This window comes from Anaerolineaceae bacterium oral taxon 439 (genome assembly GCA_001717545.1).
GTDB lineage: Bacteria > Chloroflexota > Anaerolineae > Anaerolineales > Anaerolineaceae > Flexilinea.
On the sequence record CP017039.1, the window covers coordinates 480,659 to 496,472 of the forward strand.

Consider the following 15,814-nt stretch of genomic DNA (forward strand, 5'->3'; position numbering starts at 1 on the left):
GCATGAAATATCATATCTGGACCGAAGGCTGCCAGATGAACGTCGCCGATTCGCAGCGCTTAGCGTCGGCGCTCGAGAAGCTCGGTTACCAGTACAGCGAAATTATCGAAGAGGCGGACGTCATTGTCCTGAACACGTGCATGGTCCGGCAGAGCGCAGAGGATAAGGCGCTGGGGCGGCTGAGTTCGTTGAAGCCGGTGAAATTAAAGAATCCGGACCTGATCCTGGGGCTGATGGGCTGCATGGTCGGATATCGCGACAACGCCGAGATCCGGAAGCGGCTCCCTTACGTCGACGTTTTCGCGCCGCCGTCGAATCCGAAACCGATTATCGATTATCTTCTCGAAAAGGAATATGTCGGCGATCGGGCGGACGGGAAGGAATGGGCGCTCCCGGCGGTCTGGAACCCGGCGCAGCTGACGCTTCCCCGTCGGGAGCGCAATCGGGCGGTCGGCGCGTACGTTCCGATCGTTTACGGCTGTTCGCATGCCTGCGCGTACTGCATTATTCCGTATAAACGCGGGATCGAGCGCAGCCGCGATCCGCAGGAAATCCTCGATCATGTCGAGTCGTTAGCCGCCCAGGGGATCACCGAGATCACGCTCCTTGGCCAGATCGTCGATCGCTATGGGCTGGACGATTCGGCGTACCCAACGCTGGCGGGACTGCTCCGCCGGATTCACGCGGTCGAGGGGATTCGCCGGATCCGCTTCCTGACGAGCCATCCGAATTACCTGACGGACGAGCTTCTGGAGGCGGTTCGCGACCTGCCGAAGGTCATGCGCCATATCGAGGTTCCGGCCCAGGCGGGTAACGACGACGTTTTGAAAAGGATGCGCCGCGGGTACGGCGATCAGGCGTATCGCGCGCTGGTCGATAAAATCCGCGCGACGGTCCCGGGCGTTTCGATCGGGACGGATATTATCGTCGGGTTCCCCGGCGAAACCGAGGCGCAGTTCGAAGATACGCTCGCGCAGCTTCGGGATTTGAAACTCAACGTCGTTCATTTAGCCCGTTATTCGCCGCGGATGGGGACGCTTTCGGAGAGAACGATGCCCGACGACGTCGGCGAGGAAGAAAAATGGCGCCGCTTCCGCGCGGTCGAGGAGCTTCAGGAGGGGATCGCCGCCGAGCTTCATTCGCGTTTCCTTGGCCGGACGGTCGAAGTCCTTTTTGAAGAAAAGAAGCGGGACCGCTGGGTGGGCCGGACAGAGAATATGGATCTCGTTTATGCTGAGAGCGAGAGCGACCTGACCGGCCGGTATCTTCCGGTCCGGATCGATTGGACCGGCCCCTGGACGATGATCGGGACGGTTATTTCGTCCGAACGACCGGACGGAAAGGCGGCGCAGCGGGATGCGGGAAAATCAGGTTGACGAAAAGTCGATCCGGACGCTCGGATATGGGGAAGTCCTGTCGCGGCTCGGCCGTTACGCGTCTTTTTCCGCGTCGGCGCGGCTGGCGGAAATGCTGCGCCCCGGGACCGACGACGAAACGGTTCGGCGGAATTTAGCGCGGACGACCGAGGCGCGACGGCTCCTCAGCGTTAACGACGCGTATCGGTTGGGCGGCTGCGTCGATTTTCGTCCGGCGCTCCTGACGGCGCGGAAAGGCGGAACGATCGAAGCGAAGGCGTTCGTCGATATTGCGGCGACGTTAGCGGCCGCGCGGGACGTCCGGAATTCGCTCCTGGCTCACGCGGATACGTACCCGTTGTTGGCGGAGACGGTCGGGGAGATGATCCCGCCGGTCGGCATGATCGAGCGGATCCATCGGACGGTCACCGAACGGGGCGACGTTCTCGACAGCGCGTCCGACGCGTTGGCCTCGATCCGCCGGGAAATCCAGGTCGCTTACGGACGGCTCCTGGACCGGCTCCAACGGCTCTTGCGCGACGCGCGGTATGCGCCGATGATCCAGGAGGCGATTATCACGCAGCGCAGCGGGCGTTACGTGATTCCGATCAAGGCCGAATATAAGAACCAGCTGAAATCGATTGTGCATGATCAATCCGCAAGCGGGCTGACGCTTTTCGTCGAACCGCTCGCGACCGTCGATTTGAATAACGCGTATTACGAGCTCCAGCTGCGCGAGCGCGACGAGGTTATCCGAATCCTGCATGAATTGACGATGTTCCTTGCGGATTATGCCGAACCGCTGGAACGCGTCGTCGAGCGGCTCGCCGAGCTCGATTTTATTTTCATGCGCGCGAAGTATGCGGACGCGATCCGCGCGGTCGAACCGGAAATCGTTCCCTTTGCGAAAGGAACGAACTTGCCGGTGATCCGGCTGTACGAAGCGCGTCATCCGCTCCTTCCCCCTGAGCGGGTCGTGCCGATCGACGTCGCGGTCGAACCGGGAATTTTTTCGGTCGTGATTACCGGACCGAATACCGGCGGAAAGACGGTTTCGCTGAAAACGGTAGGCCTGATGATCCTCATGGCGCAGTCGGGGCTGCATATCCCGGCGCAGTCGGGCTCGGCGCTTTCGGTTTTCCAGAACGTTTTCGCCGATATCGGCGACGAGCAATCGATCGAACAGTCGCTCTCGACATTTTCCGGGCATATGACGAATATTATCCGGATCCTGCGGTCGGCGACGGCGAAAACGCTCGTCCTGATCGACGAGCTGGGGTCGGGGACCGATCCGGAAGAAGGGGCGGCGCTGGCACGCGCGATCCTGGAATACATGATCGAAAAGCATATCCCGAATTTCGTCGCGACGCATTTTTCCGACCTGAAAGCGGCCGCGCACGCGACGGCGGGCGCGATTAACGCGTCGATGCAGTTCGATTTGAAGACGCTTCGGCCGACTTACCGGCTGATCATCGGAATCCCGGGGCGGTCGAACGCGCTGATGATCGCGAAACGGCTGGGGCTGGCGCCGTCGATCCTGGAATCGGCGGAACGGACGGTCGCGCCGGATTCAACCTCGGGCGCAGACCTGTTGGACGAGATTAACCGGCTGCATGAGCTGGCGCGGCGCGCGCGTTCGCAGGCGGATCGCGCGCGATCGCTGGCGGAGAACGAACGGCGCGAATGGGAACGAAGAATCGAGGAGGTCGAAAACGAAAAAGAACGGATCCTGAACGAGACGTACGCCGAAACGCAGTCTGAATTGGCGTCGCTGCGCGATGAGATTGCCCGGCTCAAACGAGCGTACGTTAACGCGCGGCTGCCGCTGGATTCGATTCGTGAGCTCGAAGGCGGCGTGCGCGCGATCCGTGAGGAAGAAAAGAAGGTTGAGAAAGCGATCGGGAAAACGGCCGCGAAGACGTCGCGGGCGCTCCTGAAGGACCGTCCGTTCAGGGTGGGACAGAAGGTTCGCGTCCTTTCGCTCGGTTCCGAGTCGCTGGCGACGCTGTCAGCGCTGAATGGCGATGACGCCGAGGTTCAGCTGGGCATGATCCGGCTGCGGATTCCGGTCAGCAGCCTGCGCCATCCAAATCAGGACGACGAGGACCCCGTTCCGGCGCGGCCGCCTTCGGAGAAGGCTCCTTCGCCGGTCTTTCATCCGTCTCCGGGACTGGAGCTGGATTTACGCGGGATGAACGGCGAGGAGGTCGTCGCGCCGCTCGAAAAATATCTGGACGACGCGTCGCTGGCGGGGATGCCGTTCGTTCGGATTATTCATGGCAAGGGGACGGGAAAGCTTCGTCAGGCTGTCCGGCAGATTTTAATGAGTTCGCCGCTGGTGAAGATGATCGAGCGCGGAAAAGACGCTGAAGGCGGCGAGGGAGTTACCGTTGCGGTTCTTCGGGGCGATTAACCGCGGTCGAATCGTTCGCTTCCTCCGCGCGGCGGGGCTCGGCGCGCTGGCGGTTTTTGCCGGCTGCGCCCCGGTTCAGATTCGCGTTATGGTTGACGTGACGCCGACCGAAATCGCCTTGCCCGTGGCGACTGACGCGCCGAGCCCTTCGCCTTCGGTCGTCTGGTTTCCCCCGACCGCTACGCCGCTGCCGCTGTTTACGCCGACGGCGGTCCCGACGGAGGACCGCTTGGGTGAATTGGGGACGCCTTACGTCGCCGACGGTTTCGCCCCGGGGAACGGATGGGCGACGCGGCGTGGCCCCGACGGGAACGTGACGCTGACCGACGGAGGGGAATTGACGCTGTCGATGCCTGGGGAGGCGGCGCGGCTGGTCGCTTATAATAAAATTCCGGCTTACCGAAGATATTACCTGAGCGTGGATGTGACGCTGTCGTTCTGTTCGTATTTTCAGGACGGATACGGGATCCTTTTCCGGGTCGAAACGATCGAGCGAAGCGAACATTCGGCGCAGCTGCGTTTTAACTGCCTGGGGCAGACCCAGTTCCTGCGCGGCAGCGGCGGTAAGCTCTCGCCGTTGAGCGACTGGGCGGCGAACGGGAAAATACGCCCCGGCGCCCCGCAAAAATTCACCGTCGGGCTGCGCGTCGACGGCGAATCGGTCGAGTTATATTTAAACGGCGTTTTTCAGTATGAAATCAGCGATCCGTCGAGCGAGTCGGGAGGGATCGCGCTCATCGCGGAAACCTCCGGCGTCGCCCCGCTGACCGTCAGCTTTTCAAATCTTTCAATCGTTCGGCTTCGCTGACTTCTTCTTTGGTCGGACGCCGCCGGACGCGCTTGAAGAGGCGCTCGATCGACGGAATGAAGAGCATGACCAATCCGATCGCCGTGACGCATTCGCCGACGACGACGCCGTCGGATTGCAGCGGGCCGAAGAACGGGACGCCGGGGAGCGGATGCGACCCGATGCCGAAGACGTCGGCCATGCCGGTGAAGAGCGAGATAACGAATCCGGTCCAGACGAACCGGATCCCGAAGCTGGAAGTCAGCGATTCAGGATAACGGCGGAAAAAACTGCGGTTACAGTAATATCCGCCGCCGCACATCAGACCCAGCCCGAGGATGATCACCGCGGTTTGGACGAAGCCGATGACCGGGCTCCGGTCCAGTCCGAAAAAGGACGGCTTCGCCCCGAGGATCAGGATTAAATAACCGATCACGGTCATCCAGACCCCGATTCGGAACAGGGTGGAATGATGCGGAAGCTCGACAGCGCGGATCGCTTCCTGCGGATCGTAGGGTTCGGGCCGGTCAAGGACATAAGAGGCTTTCTTTTTCTGTTCCGCGGACGCGCTTTCCGCCGCTCTTTCGCTGTTCATTGAAAAGCTCCTTTTTCCAGGATTCGCTGCCAGTTGGCATGGCAGATTTTCGCGATATCGCTCGGTTCATATCCGCGTTTCGCTAAGACCGCGCGGATCTTCCCCAGCCCGCCGATATTGTTCATTTCATAAGGAATCGACGGATAGCCGAATCCGCCGTCGAGATCGGTCCCGATCGCGGCGTGATCCGCGCTGCCGGCCAGTTGGCAAATATGGTCGATATGATCGGCGAGGGTATCGAGGGTCACCAGGCGCCGGTCGTCGCCGGTTCTCCATTCGCTGTTCAGAAAGAAATTGCAGGGGACGACGCCGATAACGCCGCCCCGTTCGATCATCAACCGGATCGTATCGTCATGCAGCAGGCGCTGGTTCCGGGGGCGACGGAGGAGCGAGATGCAGTTACAGTGCGAAGCGATGACGACGCCGTCGTAGCGTTCGATCGCGATTTCGGCGCTTTTTTTATTCATATGCGAGACGTCGAGGATCAGGCCGCGGCCGCTCAGCGCGTTCAGGAGGTCGTATCCCGCCGCGGTAAAGCCGTCCGACGGGTCGTTCATTCCCCCGCCGCACCAGCGTCCCCCCGCCCAGACCGGACCGACGATTCGCAGTCCCGCTTCAATATATTCGTCGAGATCGGAAAACGAGCGGAGCCCTTCCGTCCCTTCCATCAGCGGGACCAATCCGATCGGCGCGGGCTCTCCCTGATCCAGCGCGCTGACGAGGGCGTCGTATTCGGCTCTTGTTCGGAGGAGCCTGAACTTTCCGTCGGGATCGTCGTTCCAGCGACGGTAAAAATCGAGCTGCGCCAGCGCGGCGCGGTGGAACTCGTCGCCGTTTCGATATTGGACCGCGGGGATCGGATTGTCCGGCCCGTCCGCGATTTTTTCAAGGAAAACTGTCGGGAAGATAATCCCGATTCCTGCTTCGCGGTATTCGGGGTATCCGAGGGTGATCCGGTTCGTCGGATCGTCGGGCTCGGCCGCGCGCGCGGCTGCAACCGGACGCTTGTAGTCGCGACAATGCAAAATCGCCTCGCAGGCAATATCCTGATGTCCGTCAATTATCCACGTCATATCCAGATTATACCGCGTTGAGGACGAGTTTTCGTCCGCGTCCGCCTTCCCAGGGATAGACGATCCAATTCGACGTTACCGCCGCGTAGAAATCGGGTTTCAGGTCGGGAAAGAGGTTCCACGCAGCGTTATAGTGAAGCACGGCGGTAAACGCTTCCCCGCCGCTTCCGGCGACGCGGCTCCGGACGGTCGAGATACAGCGCCCGGTCCCCCAGGCGCTCCCGACAATCAGGACAGTCTTCCCGTTAAAGGATTCGTCGTCGGGGAAAGCGCGGATCTTCGGCCAGGAGGCTAACTTTGGGTCGTGCATCTGACGTTTCAGCTCAAATTCCTTTCGGTTCTCGATCGAGGCGATCTGGACCTCGTCGATCCTGAGCGCTTCGGCGAGGATCCCGCCGGGAACGATCCCACCCGGATTCAGCGTCAGGAGAACGTCGATTTCACGGTCGATCTGAGAAACGAGATGATCGATCAGCGGGTCGATTTCCGTCCAGGGAAGGAGCTCACGCTGCATAGTAGACGCGTCCGTTTTTCCGCGGGGCGGCTTTCGGCCTGTCGCCGTCGATATATCCGATCGCGCAGTGGCCGATGCCTTCCCATTCGCCTTCGACGCCAAGGTCGGCAAGAAGCTTTTTATATCCGGCGGTTTCGAATTCTTCTTTGGCGCGGTTGATCCAGATACTCCCGAGCCCGAGCGAATGCGCCGCCAGCATCAGGTTGCCCAGGACGAGGCTTCCGTCGTAGACGCGGAGCGGCCAGTTCTTATCCGCCAGGACGATCAGGATGACCGGGGCGCCGTAGAAGGGGTCGAACCCCTCTTCCCAGCCGCCGATTTTGCGGTTGTCGTCGGAAAGTCTGGCTCTGAGTTCCGGGTTGGTTACGGCGACAATGATAGTCGACTGCCTGCCTTTGCCGCTCGCGGCGTACAGCCCGGCTTCGATGATCTGATCGATGTCCGCTTTGGACGGCGGATCCGCTTTGAATTTGCGGATGCTGCGGCGTTCCTGGATTGCTTTGAGAATTTCGTTCATGATTTTTGTTCCTTTACTGATGAGCTTTGTTTCCTGATTCTCTTTATTAATCGCTGTTTCTGTTGTTTTTAGCGTATCAAGGCTGGCTCTTTCAACCTGCGAAAGCGTTTCGCCCTGATATTTTCGGCACTCTTTTTTCGTTTTTGGGGTCATAATCGACGCCCGTTGCGGATAGACCCAGAACCTGTCGATATAACAATTTTTCGAAGGAGCGGATGTCGCGGATTCGGTCTGAAAGTTCCCCGTTCCAGTCATTTTCCATCGATCTGTTCCTCATGTCATGCGCCTTATTCATTGTGTCCCATACTTATCAAACGCCGTTCTCTATCTGGAGCTTACGCCGGCGAACTTCCTAATTAAATTATACGCGATCGAAGGGCGGTTCCCCGGCCCCGATTCCGGCGACGCGGGGAATTTCGCGCCGGCCGGCTGGTATAATGATTCCAGGTATGGATGTATGAATCGTAGAAATTCACTGTCGATTTTACGCTGGGTGGCGTTGGGGCTGATCTTTATTTCGGTCCTGATTCTGGGCCGGCAGCTGATGCTCTACAGCCGGATGCGCGCGCTGCTCCCGCCGGGACTGACGATCGGCGGCGTTCCGGTCGGCGGACTGAACGGGACGGAAGCGGGCGAACGGCTTGTCCGCGCGTATGGGATCCCGATCGAGCTGATTTACGGCGGATCGGTTATTCAGGTCCGTCCGTCCGCGGTCGGGTTCAGCCTGAATATCGAGACGATGCTGGCGGCGGCCGATTTACAGCGGATCACCCGCAATTTCTGGCTGGGGTTCATGGATTACATGTGGAATAATCTCCCCGTTCCGCAGCCGGTCCCGCTGTCCGCGACGATCTCGCAGGAACGGCTCCGCGACTACTTATCCAACGAAATCACCCCGCGTTACGATATCCCGGCGCGCGAACCGATCCCTGATCCGGAAACGAACCGCTTTACCGCGGGCGAGCCGGGGACATCGCTCGATATTGAACGTTCAATTCGGCTTATCGAGGAAGCGCTCCGGTCTCCGACGGACCGTTCGGTTATCCTCCCGTATAACCGGACCTCCCCGACGCAGGCGTCGGATCAGAACCTTCAGTATATCGTTAGGCAGATCATTGACGATCATGGTTTCGAAGGCGTCGCCGAGTTTTATATTCTCGACCTGGATACGCGGAAGGAAATTTCGTTCGCGGTTTCGGGCGGTGAACCGATCGCGCCGGATATTTCGTTTACCGCCGCGTCGACGATTAAGATCCCGATCATGGTTTACCTGTTCCTGAATTATGATCAGCCGCTTCCGGCGGCGCTGAATCAGGCCCTGAAGCAGATGATTGAAGTGTCCGAAAATGGACCGGCCGATTCGATCCTGCAATCGATCGGCGGGGATTTAGCTCCGGTCGCGTTTACCGACGATTTCCTGAAGCAGCTCGGGTTGAAAAATACCTTTTTAGGCGGATATTTTTATATCGGCGCGCCGTTACTCGCGCAGTATGAAACGCCGGCGAACCAGCGTACCGATATCGATACCAATCCGGACCGTTATAATCAGACGACGCCGACTGAAATTTCGATGATTATCGACGATATTTATCAGTGCGCGGCGTTCGACGGCGGGACGTTTCGGGCGGTTTTTGGCGAAGCGATCCAGCAGTCTGAATGTGTAAAGATGCTGGAGGAGCTGTCGACGAATAAAACGGCGGTCCTTCTCGAAGCCGGGATCCCGGAAACGACGCGCGTTGCGCATAAACACGGCTGGATACTGGAGACCGACGGACTGATCCATGGGATTTCCGACGCGGGGATCGTTTATTCGCCGAGATCGACGTATATTTTTACCATGTTTTATTGGAGCGAAGCGCAGTTAGCTTTCGATCCGACGAATATTCTGGCGGCGGATATCTCCGGCGCAGTGTATCAGTTTTTCAACGCGGCGGAGTAGAGCGGTTCGCCGCCGAACGAAGCTATAGAAGGGAATAAAAAGTAGTTATGAGCGAGAAGAATAGATTCGAAGCCGATGGGATGGAACGGCGGCTCGACGGATTGGATCGTCCGGTATTCCGGGCATTTCCGGCTTTTTCCTGGGAGAAGCTGCTGATCGCGTTGATCGTGATTGTCGCGGTGATCAGCCGGTTCGCGATCTTGGGCGAACGCGTCATGTCGCATGACGAAGTGAATCATGTCGTCCCGGCATACACGCTGTCAACCGGCGGGGGCTATGCTCACGATCCGGTAACGCACGGGCCGTTCCAGTTCCACATGTTAGCGCTGTCGTACTTCCTTTTGGGTGACAATGATTTCGCGGCGCGCGTCCCTGCGGCGCTGTTCTCCGTCGCCGCGGTCCTGGTCGTTTTATTCGGCTACCGTCGCTATCTCGGACGGACCGGCGCGCTGATTGGCGGGCTGATGATGACGATTTCGCCGCTGATCCTGTTTTACGGCCGGTACACGCGAAACGAAGCGTTTATTGAATTGTTTATGGTTCTGACGCTTTGGACGACGCTTCGCTACCTGGAGAAGCGGGACGAAAAATCGCTCCTGATTCTGTCGGCGGTGACGGCGCTACAGTTCGTCACGAAGGAAGTCTCGTATATTTACACGGCGCAGCTGTTGATTTTCTGTGGAATTTTGTTCCTTGGGGATGTCTGGAGGCTGCGCTGGGATTCCGACGGTGAGAAGCTGCGGAAGATGGGGATGATCGCGCTGGCGGCGTTTTTCGCGCTTCTCGGCGCGGCGCTTCCGAAGCTCCTGGGCGGAGAGGGCGATCCGACGACGGCGATAAAACTGGCGTCGCTGGGGGTCGCTGCGTTCGGCGGATTGATCCTGCTTTTCGTGATCGTTTCGACGGTCCGGAAATTCAGCTGGAAACCGTTCCGCGACATGCCGTCGTTTGACCTGATCGTCTTTGTTATGGCGCTGATCCTGCCGCAGTTAACCGCGATGCCGGTATCGCTGGCGGGATGGGACCCGCTGGATTATTCGGCGAACGGGATGCTGAAGACCGGCGCTGTGATGACGGTTTTATTCGCTCTGTCAATCGCGGTCGGGGTCTGGTGGAACCGGCGCGTCTTTTTACGCGGCGCGATGATCTTTTACCTGATTTATCTTGTCTTTTATACGACGATGTTTTCGAACGGGCAGGGTTTCTTTACCGGTGTTGTCGGCTCGTTAGGTTACTGGCTTTCGCAGCAGGAAGTCAAGCGCGGCGGGCAACCGCTTTATTACTACGCGGCCGTGATTCTTCCGATTTATGAATTCGCGGCGCTGTTTGGGACGATACTGGCGATCCGGTTCGGCTTGAAGCGCCGAAGTTTTTCCGGTCGGCCCGGCGCGGAGCGCGTTTCAGAAACGATCCGCAAGGCAGGGATCTCCGCGCCCGAAGAAACGGCCGGCGACGATTCGCGGGAGAGCTTTTTCTCGTTGGTTGAGATTTCCGGAGAGGAGGCGCGGGCGGCGGAGGTCGAGGCGGTCGAGATCGATCCTTCCGACTACGGCGCTCTCGAATCGGCGCTGATCGGCGAAATCGATTCGCTGGAGCCGGCGGAGATCCCGGTCCCTCCGGCGACGGTTCCCGCGCTGGCGCTGTTCCTGTATTGGGGGCTGACGGCGCTGATCGCGTATTCGATCGCTGGGGAAAGGATGCCCTGGCTGGGAGTTCATATTGCGCTGCCGCTGGTTTTATCCGGTGCGTGGGGTTTCGGGTATCTTTTTGAAACGCTTGATTGGAAAAAGCTGATGAGCGCGGAGGGCGGCGCTGCGGCGGCGCTGACGATTGTCGCGCTGTACGCGCTTGGCGGCGTTCTTTCGCCGTTCGGGACCGGGCTGGCGCCGTTTGCGTCGACCGATCTGGCCGGGCTTAAAGCGACGGGGCTGTTTGCCTGTTCGGCGGTCGCGCTTGTCATTTCAGGGTTTTACCTGGTACGGACGCTGCGCAGGATGGGCGGGAAGTCGGTCTCCGGGTTTTACGCGCTGTTCATCGGAATTGCGCTCCTCGTTCTCCAGGCGCGAACTGCGTTTCAATCCTCGTTCGTCAACTATGATCAGGCGAACGAGTACCTCGTGTACGCGCATTCGAGCGCGGCGCCGAAAGTCGTTTTACGCGAAATCGAGGAAATCGCCGCACGGACCGGCGTCGGGAAGGCAATTCGTGTCGCGTACGATAACGACGCGCGTTATCCTTACTGGTGGTATTTCCGCGATTATACGCAGAAGCTCGATTTTAACGAAGCCGCGACGCGGACGCTTCGCGACTACGATATTATTATCGCCAACACGGCGAAAGACGCGAAGCTCCTCCCGATCGTCGGCGACGCTTATTATCGATCCGAGTATATGCGGCTGTGGTGGCCGAATCAGGATTATTTCAGGGTAACGCCGGGCGGCGTCTGGAACGCGATCGTCAATCCGCAGATGCGCCGGGCGATTCTCGATATCTGGCTGGATCGGGATTTCGGGCGGTACGCGAAGCTCGTCGGTTCCGGCTCTATGTCGCTGGAGACCTGGGAGCCGTCGGCGAAAATGGTCGTCTATATGAAGAAGGACCTGCTGCGGCGGATGTGGAAGTATGGCGACGCGGCGGCGACGGTCGACGAAGGCGGAACCGCGTCGTTCCCTGACGAGAAATTTACCCCGCTGAACCCGGTTTTTTCGTTCGGCGAGGCGGGAACCGAGCCTGGAAAGCTGAACCGGCCGCGGAACCTGGCAATCGCGCCGAACGGGGACGTGTACGTCATGGATACGGATAACGAACGGGTCGACGTTTTTAACGGCGAGGGTGTCTTCCGATTCAGCTTTGCGAACGAGGATCACGGCGGATTTAATCAGGCCTGGGGAATCGCGATCGACGAAGACGGTTCGGTTTTCATCGCCGATACCTGGAACCACCGCATGCTGAAATTCAGCGCGGCCGGCGACTACGAGCTGGAATGGCTCGCGAACGATCCAACCGGCGCGACGATCAGTTTCTACGGACCGCGTGGGGTTGCGATCGACGGCCGGGGGCGCGTATATGTTACCGATACCGGGAATAAGCAGGTCATGATTTACGACCGCGAGGGAAAGTTCTTATCGAAATTCGGGAGCGTTGGCCTTGGTCCGGGCGAGTTCGACGAACCGGTCGGGATCGCGGTTTTCGCGGATCAATATCTGGCGGTCGCCGATACCTGGAACCAGCGGGTTCAGGTCTTCGATATCAGCGGCGAAACGGTCCTGCCGGCGCCCGTGTACGCGTTCGAGGTCTTCGCCTGGTATTCGCAGTCGATGGACAACAAGCCGTATCTTACCTTTACGCCGAAAGGGAACCTGCTTTTCAGCGACCCGGAGGCCGGGCTGGTCTGGGAGTACAGTGTCAGCGGGGAGCTTATCCGATCGTTTAACGGCGCGGGCGGCGGAATCGACATGCTGTCGATGCCGGTGGGCCTGGCGACGGATCGAGATGGGGCGGTCTGGCTCGTCGACGCGCTGGGAAACCGGGTGAATCGGTTTATCCTGCCGTAAAAGAGAGGGGTTTCCCCTTTCCTGGTTAAAAAAATAGAGCGGGTCGCGTCCGCTCTATAAAAAGTTTAACGTAAACTTTTTATGCTGGGTATTATAGACGCTAAGCCGTAATCTGTTACGATGTCATAGTCAAATGTATGACATTCGTCTCGTTTTTGTCAGTTGAAAAAGTAGATGCGACCAAGGATTGCAGAAAAGCTGAAGCTTAGTTGTATTTATCAGGTAAGAAAGAGAGATGCGTTAACTTTGGCAATTTGCCTATTAAAAACCCTGATCATAATCAGCTGGTAGAAAATACAGAAGAAGTCAGTGCCGGAATTTTGGCTGTGTTGAACGATCCGGATTCGCCGTCCAACGTTATCAACGAAGCGCTTAAACCGATAACCACGCAAATTATCCCTGTTTCTGAAACATCTGCGCGATTACTTTATTCGCTTCCTGTGGAAGCTGTGAAATTATCGTTGCGCCCTCGGAGGAGCTCGAATCCCCAGCCTTTTGCTCCGCAAGCAAACGCTCTATCCAATTGAGCTACGAGGGCCTGCCCGTAAATCAAGCAAGTAGAAATATACCCCACTCCCCGGAAAAAGTCAAATTCCGCCGATGAAGAGGTTCGTCATGGATTAAAGATGTCAATTGTTACTTGAAATTTCCGCACGGATAAAAGTAAGATAAATGTAAAAATATGCGGGCGGATTTGCAGCTTTATGAAAAAAATTACAATTACGGATATCGCGGCACGTGCGGGCGTTTCGATCGCGACCGTTTCCAGAGTTATGAACGATCAGGACAACGTTTCCCTGAAGACGAAAACGCACGTTATCGAGACGATGGCGGCGATGAATCTCGAAATCCCGGAAAAGATCAAAAGCGGGCTGCCGTTAAAACTCGGCATGGTCGTTTCCGGATATGACAGCGCTTCGCCGGAATCGAGTTTTTTCTATGAAGTCGTTTCCGGCGCCGGTTTCGAGGCCGATCGGCGGCACGCGACTTTTTCCTTCACCCCGATTCTCGGCGGGAGCCCGTTTGAATCTGAGCTTCTGAAAAGGGGCGATTTAGACGGACTGATCGTCGCCGGCGTTCCGATTCCCGACAACGTGATCAGGAAGATCAGCGCGTATCCGTTCCCGACCGTTTTCATCGGGCGGTACCTCGAGTACGAAGAGCGCTTGAATTACGTGACGCCGGATAACGTCGGCGGCGGGAGGATTGCTGCGAAATATCTTTACGAATCGGGTCATCGCGAAATTTGCATCCTGAACGGATCGGAAAGTCTTAACGTTTTTCGCGATCGGATCCTCGGGGTTCAGGAAATCCTGTCGCAGCGGCTGGAAATATCGATTATGACCCAAAACAGCTTCAACGAAGACGCCGGCTATGAGGCGATGGCGGAGGTTCTCGCGCGGAAAAAGGTCCCAACCGCGGTTCTGGCGCTGTCGGACTGGATGGCGATCGGCGCGCTCCGGGCGATCCGGGACGAGGGCCTCCGCGTCCCGGACGATATTTCGGTCATGGGTTTTTCGGATCTTCCCGTGACCGGAATCCAGTCGCCGCCGCTGACGACGATTCATATTCCGCAGCGGAGGCTCGGAACGCTGGCGGTTCAGCTGCTGATTTCGTTGATTCATAAAAATCTTTTGGGTCCTGTCGGGATGGTCATTCCGCTTGAGTTAGTCGTTCGCGGCTCGACAAAACCGCTTGGAGCGCGCGCATGAACCCGTATCAGACGATCGTCTGCGGCGGGGGACCGTCCGGAATCACGGCCGCTTTAGCTTCGGCGCGGAACGGCGCTCAGACGCTCCTGATCGAGCAATGCGCTTTTTCCGGCGGGTCATCGACGAACGCGCTCGTTTATCCCTGGATGTCGTTCCATGATTCCCGAGGGAATCAGGTCGTCGGCGGAATCGGTCAGCAGATCGTATCCGCGCTGGTCGAGCGCGGCGGTTCCCCGGGTCACGTTCGCGACACGATCGGATTCGTGTCTACGGTTACGCCGTTCGACGCTGAAATCTATAAGCGGCTGATCGACGAGCTGCTCGCGGAGGCGGGCGTCGACGTCCTGTATCATACGCGCCTGATCGGCGCGGAGGTCGAGGGAGATCAGGTTCGTTCGATTCAGGTCGCGAATCCATCGGGGATAACGACGCTCAGCGCCGAGCTGTATATCGATTCGACCGGGAACGGCGATCTCGCCTGGCTCGCCGGAAACCCGTTTTATATGGGCAGGAAAACGGATGGGCTGACGCAGCCGATGACGATGAATTTCGTTCTGGGCGGCGTCGATCTCGATGAGGTCAGATCGTATCTTGTTGCGCATCCCGACGAATTTTTTTCCGGGAGCCTGATTTCCGAACTCGACCGGATCCCGCTGACCGGCGTCTCGGGCTTCTTCAGGCACTGGGCGGAGCACGGACCGAAGTCGATTCCGCGCGATCGTCTCCTCTTTTTCGTCGGACTGAACCCCGGCGAGGTCTCGGTTAACACGACGCGGGTCATCAAACGCAGTGGAACGGACGCGCGTGATCTGACCAGCGCCGAACGGGAAGGCCGGCGGCAGGTAGCCGAGCTGATCGAGTTCGTCCGCGAATATATCCCCGGCTTTTCCTGTTCGTTCCTGAGCCATACCGCGCCGGGGATCGGCGTCCGAGAGACGCGGCGGATGAGCGGACGGTATGTCCTGAGCTCAGCGGATATCGTCCGCTCGCGCCCATTCGCGGATCGCATCGCGCATTCCGGCTATCCGCTGGATCTTCATGATCCGACCGGGAACACGCTGGCTTATCAGGAAATTCAGAACGGCCTGGCGTACGATATCCCATATCGGTGCCTGCTGCCGCTGAAAATAAAAAACCTGCTGCTGAACGGGCGCTGTATTTCGGTGACGCATACCGCCTTTTCCTCAACGCGAGTGACCCCCAGCTGCATGGCGATCGGTCAGGCGGCGGGGACCGCGGCGGCGCTTTCCGTCCGGGAGAAAAAGAGCCCGGCGGATCTTGACGTTCGTAAACTTCAGGACCGGCTCGTCCGTCAGGATGCCGTCCTGAGGCCTTAGTTTTTCTTTTTGGGAAGG

General features: G+C 58.5%; 11 protein-coding genes and 1 tRNA gene. 7 read left to right on the top strand and 5 right to left on the bottom strand.

Annotated features, from left to right (window positions below; genetic code table 11):
* Positions 1 to 2 precede the first annotated feature (2 nt).
* The 3 genes from BEQ56_02290 to BEQ56_02300 are packed head-to-tail and all read left to right on the top strand — an operon-like array spanning position 3 to position 4,576.
* On the top strand, positions 3 to 1,376 hold the full coding sequence (locus tag BEQ56_02290) for a tRNA (N6-isopentenyl adenosine(37)-C2)-methylthiotransferase MiaB (GenBank protein AOH42412.1): 1,374 nt from the start codon (positions 3 to 5) through the stop codon (positions 1,374 to 1,376).
* Positions 1,357 to 3,768 carry a hypothetical protein gene (locus tag BEQ56_02295; protein ID AOH42413.1) on the top strand — a complete coding sequence of 804 codons (2,412 nt, stop codon included), beginning with the start codon at positions 1,357 to 1,359 and terminating at the stop codon, positions 3,766 to 3,768. The genes BEQ56_02290 and BEQ56_02295 overlap by 20 nt, the downstream gene beginning before the upstream one ends.
* Complete coding sequence (locus tag BEQ56_02300; protein ID AOH42414.1) at positions 3,746 to 4,576, top strand: hypothetical protein; 831 nt, start codon at positions 3,746 to 3,748, stop codon at positions 4,574 to 4,576. Before BEQ56_02295 ends, BEQ56_02300 begins: the two co-directional genes overlap by 23 nt.
* Here the strand turns inward: BEQ56_02300 and BEQ56_02305 are convergent.
* The 4 genes from BEQ56_02305 to BEQ56_02320 are packed head-to-tail and all read right to left on the bottom strand — an operon-like array spanning position 4,539 to position 7,254.
* Positions 4,539 to 5,150 (bottom strand): hypothetical protein, encoded by a 612-nt coding sequence (locus BEQ56_02305; GenBank protein ID AOH42415.1) that lies wholly within the window; start codon positions 5,148 to 5,150, stop codon positions 4,539 to 4,541. The genes BEQ56_02300 and BEQ56_02305 overlap by 38 nt on opposite strands.
* A complete protein-coding gene (locus BEQ56_02310; protein AOH42416.1) occupies positions 5,147 to 6,223 on the bottom strand; it encodes a hypothetical protein in 1,077 nt (358 codons plus the stop codon). Before BEQ56_02310 ends, BEQ56_02305 begins: the two co-directional genes overlap by 4 nt.
* A gap of 7 nt (positions 6,224 to 6,230) precedes the next feature.
* Positions 6,231 to 6,737, bottom strand: a complete 507-nt coding sequence (locus BEQ56_02315) for a hypothetical protein (GenBank protein AOH42417.1) — start codon at positions 6,735 to 6,737, stop codon at positions 6,231 to 6,233.
* The gene (locus BEQ56_02320) at positions 6,727 to 7,254 is read right to left on the bottom strand and encodes a diguanylate cyclase (GenBank protein AOH44363.1); all 528 of its coding nucleotides are present in this window, start codon (positions 7,252 to 7,254) and stop codon (positions 6,727 to 6,729) included. Before BEQ56_02320 ends, BEQ56_02315 begins: the two co-directional genes overlap by 11 nt.
* A gap of 280 nt (positions 7,255 to 7,534) precedes the next feature.
* On the opposite strand from BEQ56_02320, the gene BEQ56_02325 reads away from it, so the two are divergent.
* Both BEQ56_02325 and BEQ56_02330 read left to right on the top strand, forming a co-directional pair.
* The gene (locus BEQ56_02325; protein AOH42418.1) at positions 7,535 to 9,193 is read left to right on the top strand and encodes a hypothetical protein; all 1,659 of its coding nucleotides are present in this window, start codon (positions 7,535 to 7,537) and stop codon (positions 9,191 to 9,193) included.
* A 47-nt stretch (positions 9,194 to 9,240) separates the two neighbouring features.
* Positions 9,241 to 12,747 carry a hypothetical protein gene (locus BEQ56_02330; GenBank protein AOH42419.1) on the top strand — a complete coding sequence of 1,169 codons (3,507 nt, stop codon included), beginning with the start codon at positions 9,241 to 9,243 and terminating at the stop codon, positions 12,745 to 12,747.
* 461 nt (positions 12,748 to 13,208) lie between these two features.
* Here the strand turns inward: BEQ56_02330 and BEQ56_02335 are convergent.
* Positions 13,209 to 13,285: transfer RNA gene (locus BEQ56_02335), tRNA-Arg, on the bottom strand.
* Between the two features lie 166 nt (positions 13,286 to 13,451).
* Here BEQ56_02335 and BEQ56_02340 point away from each other — a divergent pair.
* Positions 13,452 to 14,459: a hypothetical protein gene (locus BEQ56_02340; GenBank protein ID AOH42420.1), complete on the top strand. Its 1,008-nt coding sequence runs from the start codon at positions 13,452 to 13,454 to the stop codon at positions 14,457 to 14,459.
* The gene (locus BEQ56_02345; GenBank protein ID AOH42421.1) at positions 14,456 to 15,796 is read left to right on the top strand and encodes a hypothetical protein; all 1,341 of its coding nucleotides are present in this window, start codon (positions 14,456 to 14,458) and stop codon (positions 15,794 to 15,796) included. Before BEQ56_02340 ends, BEQ56_02345 begins: the two co-directional genes overlap by 4 nt.
* Positions 15,797 to 15,814: the final 18 nt, after the last annotated feature.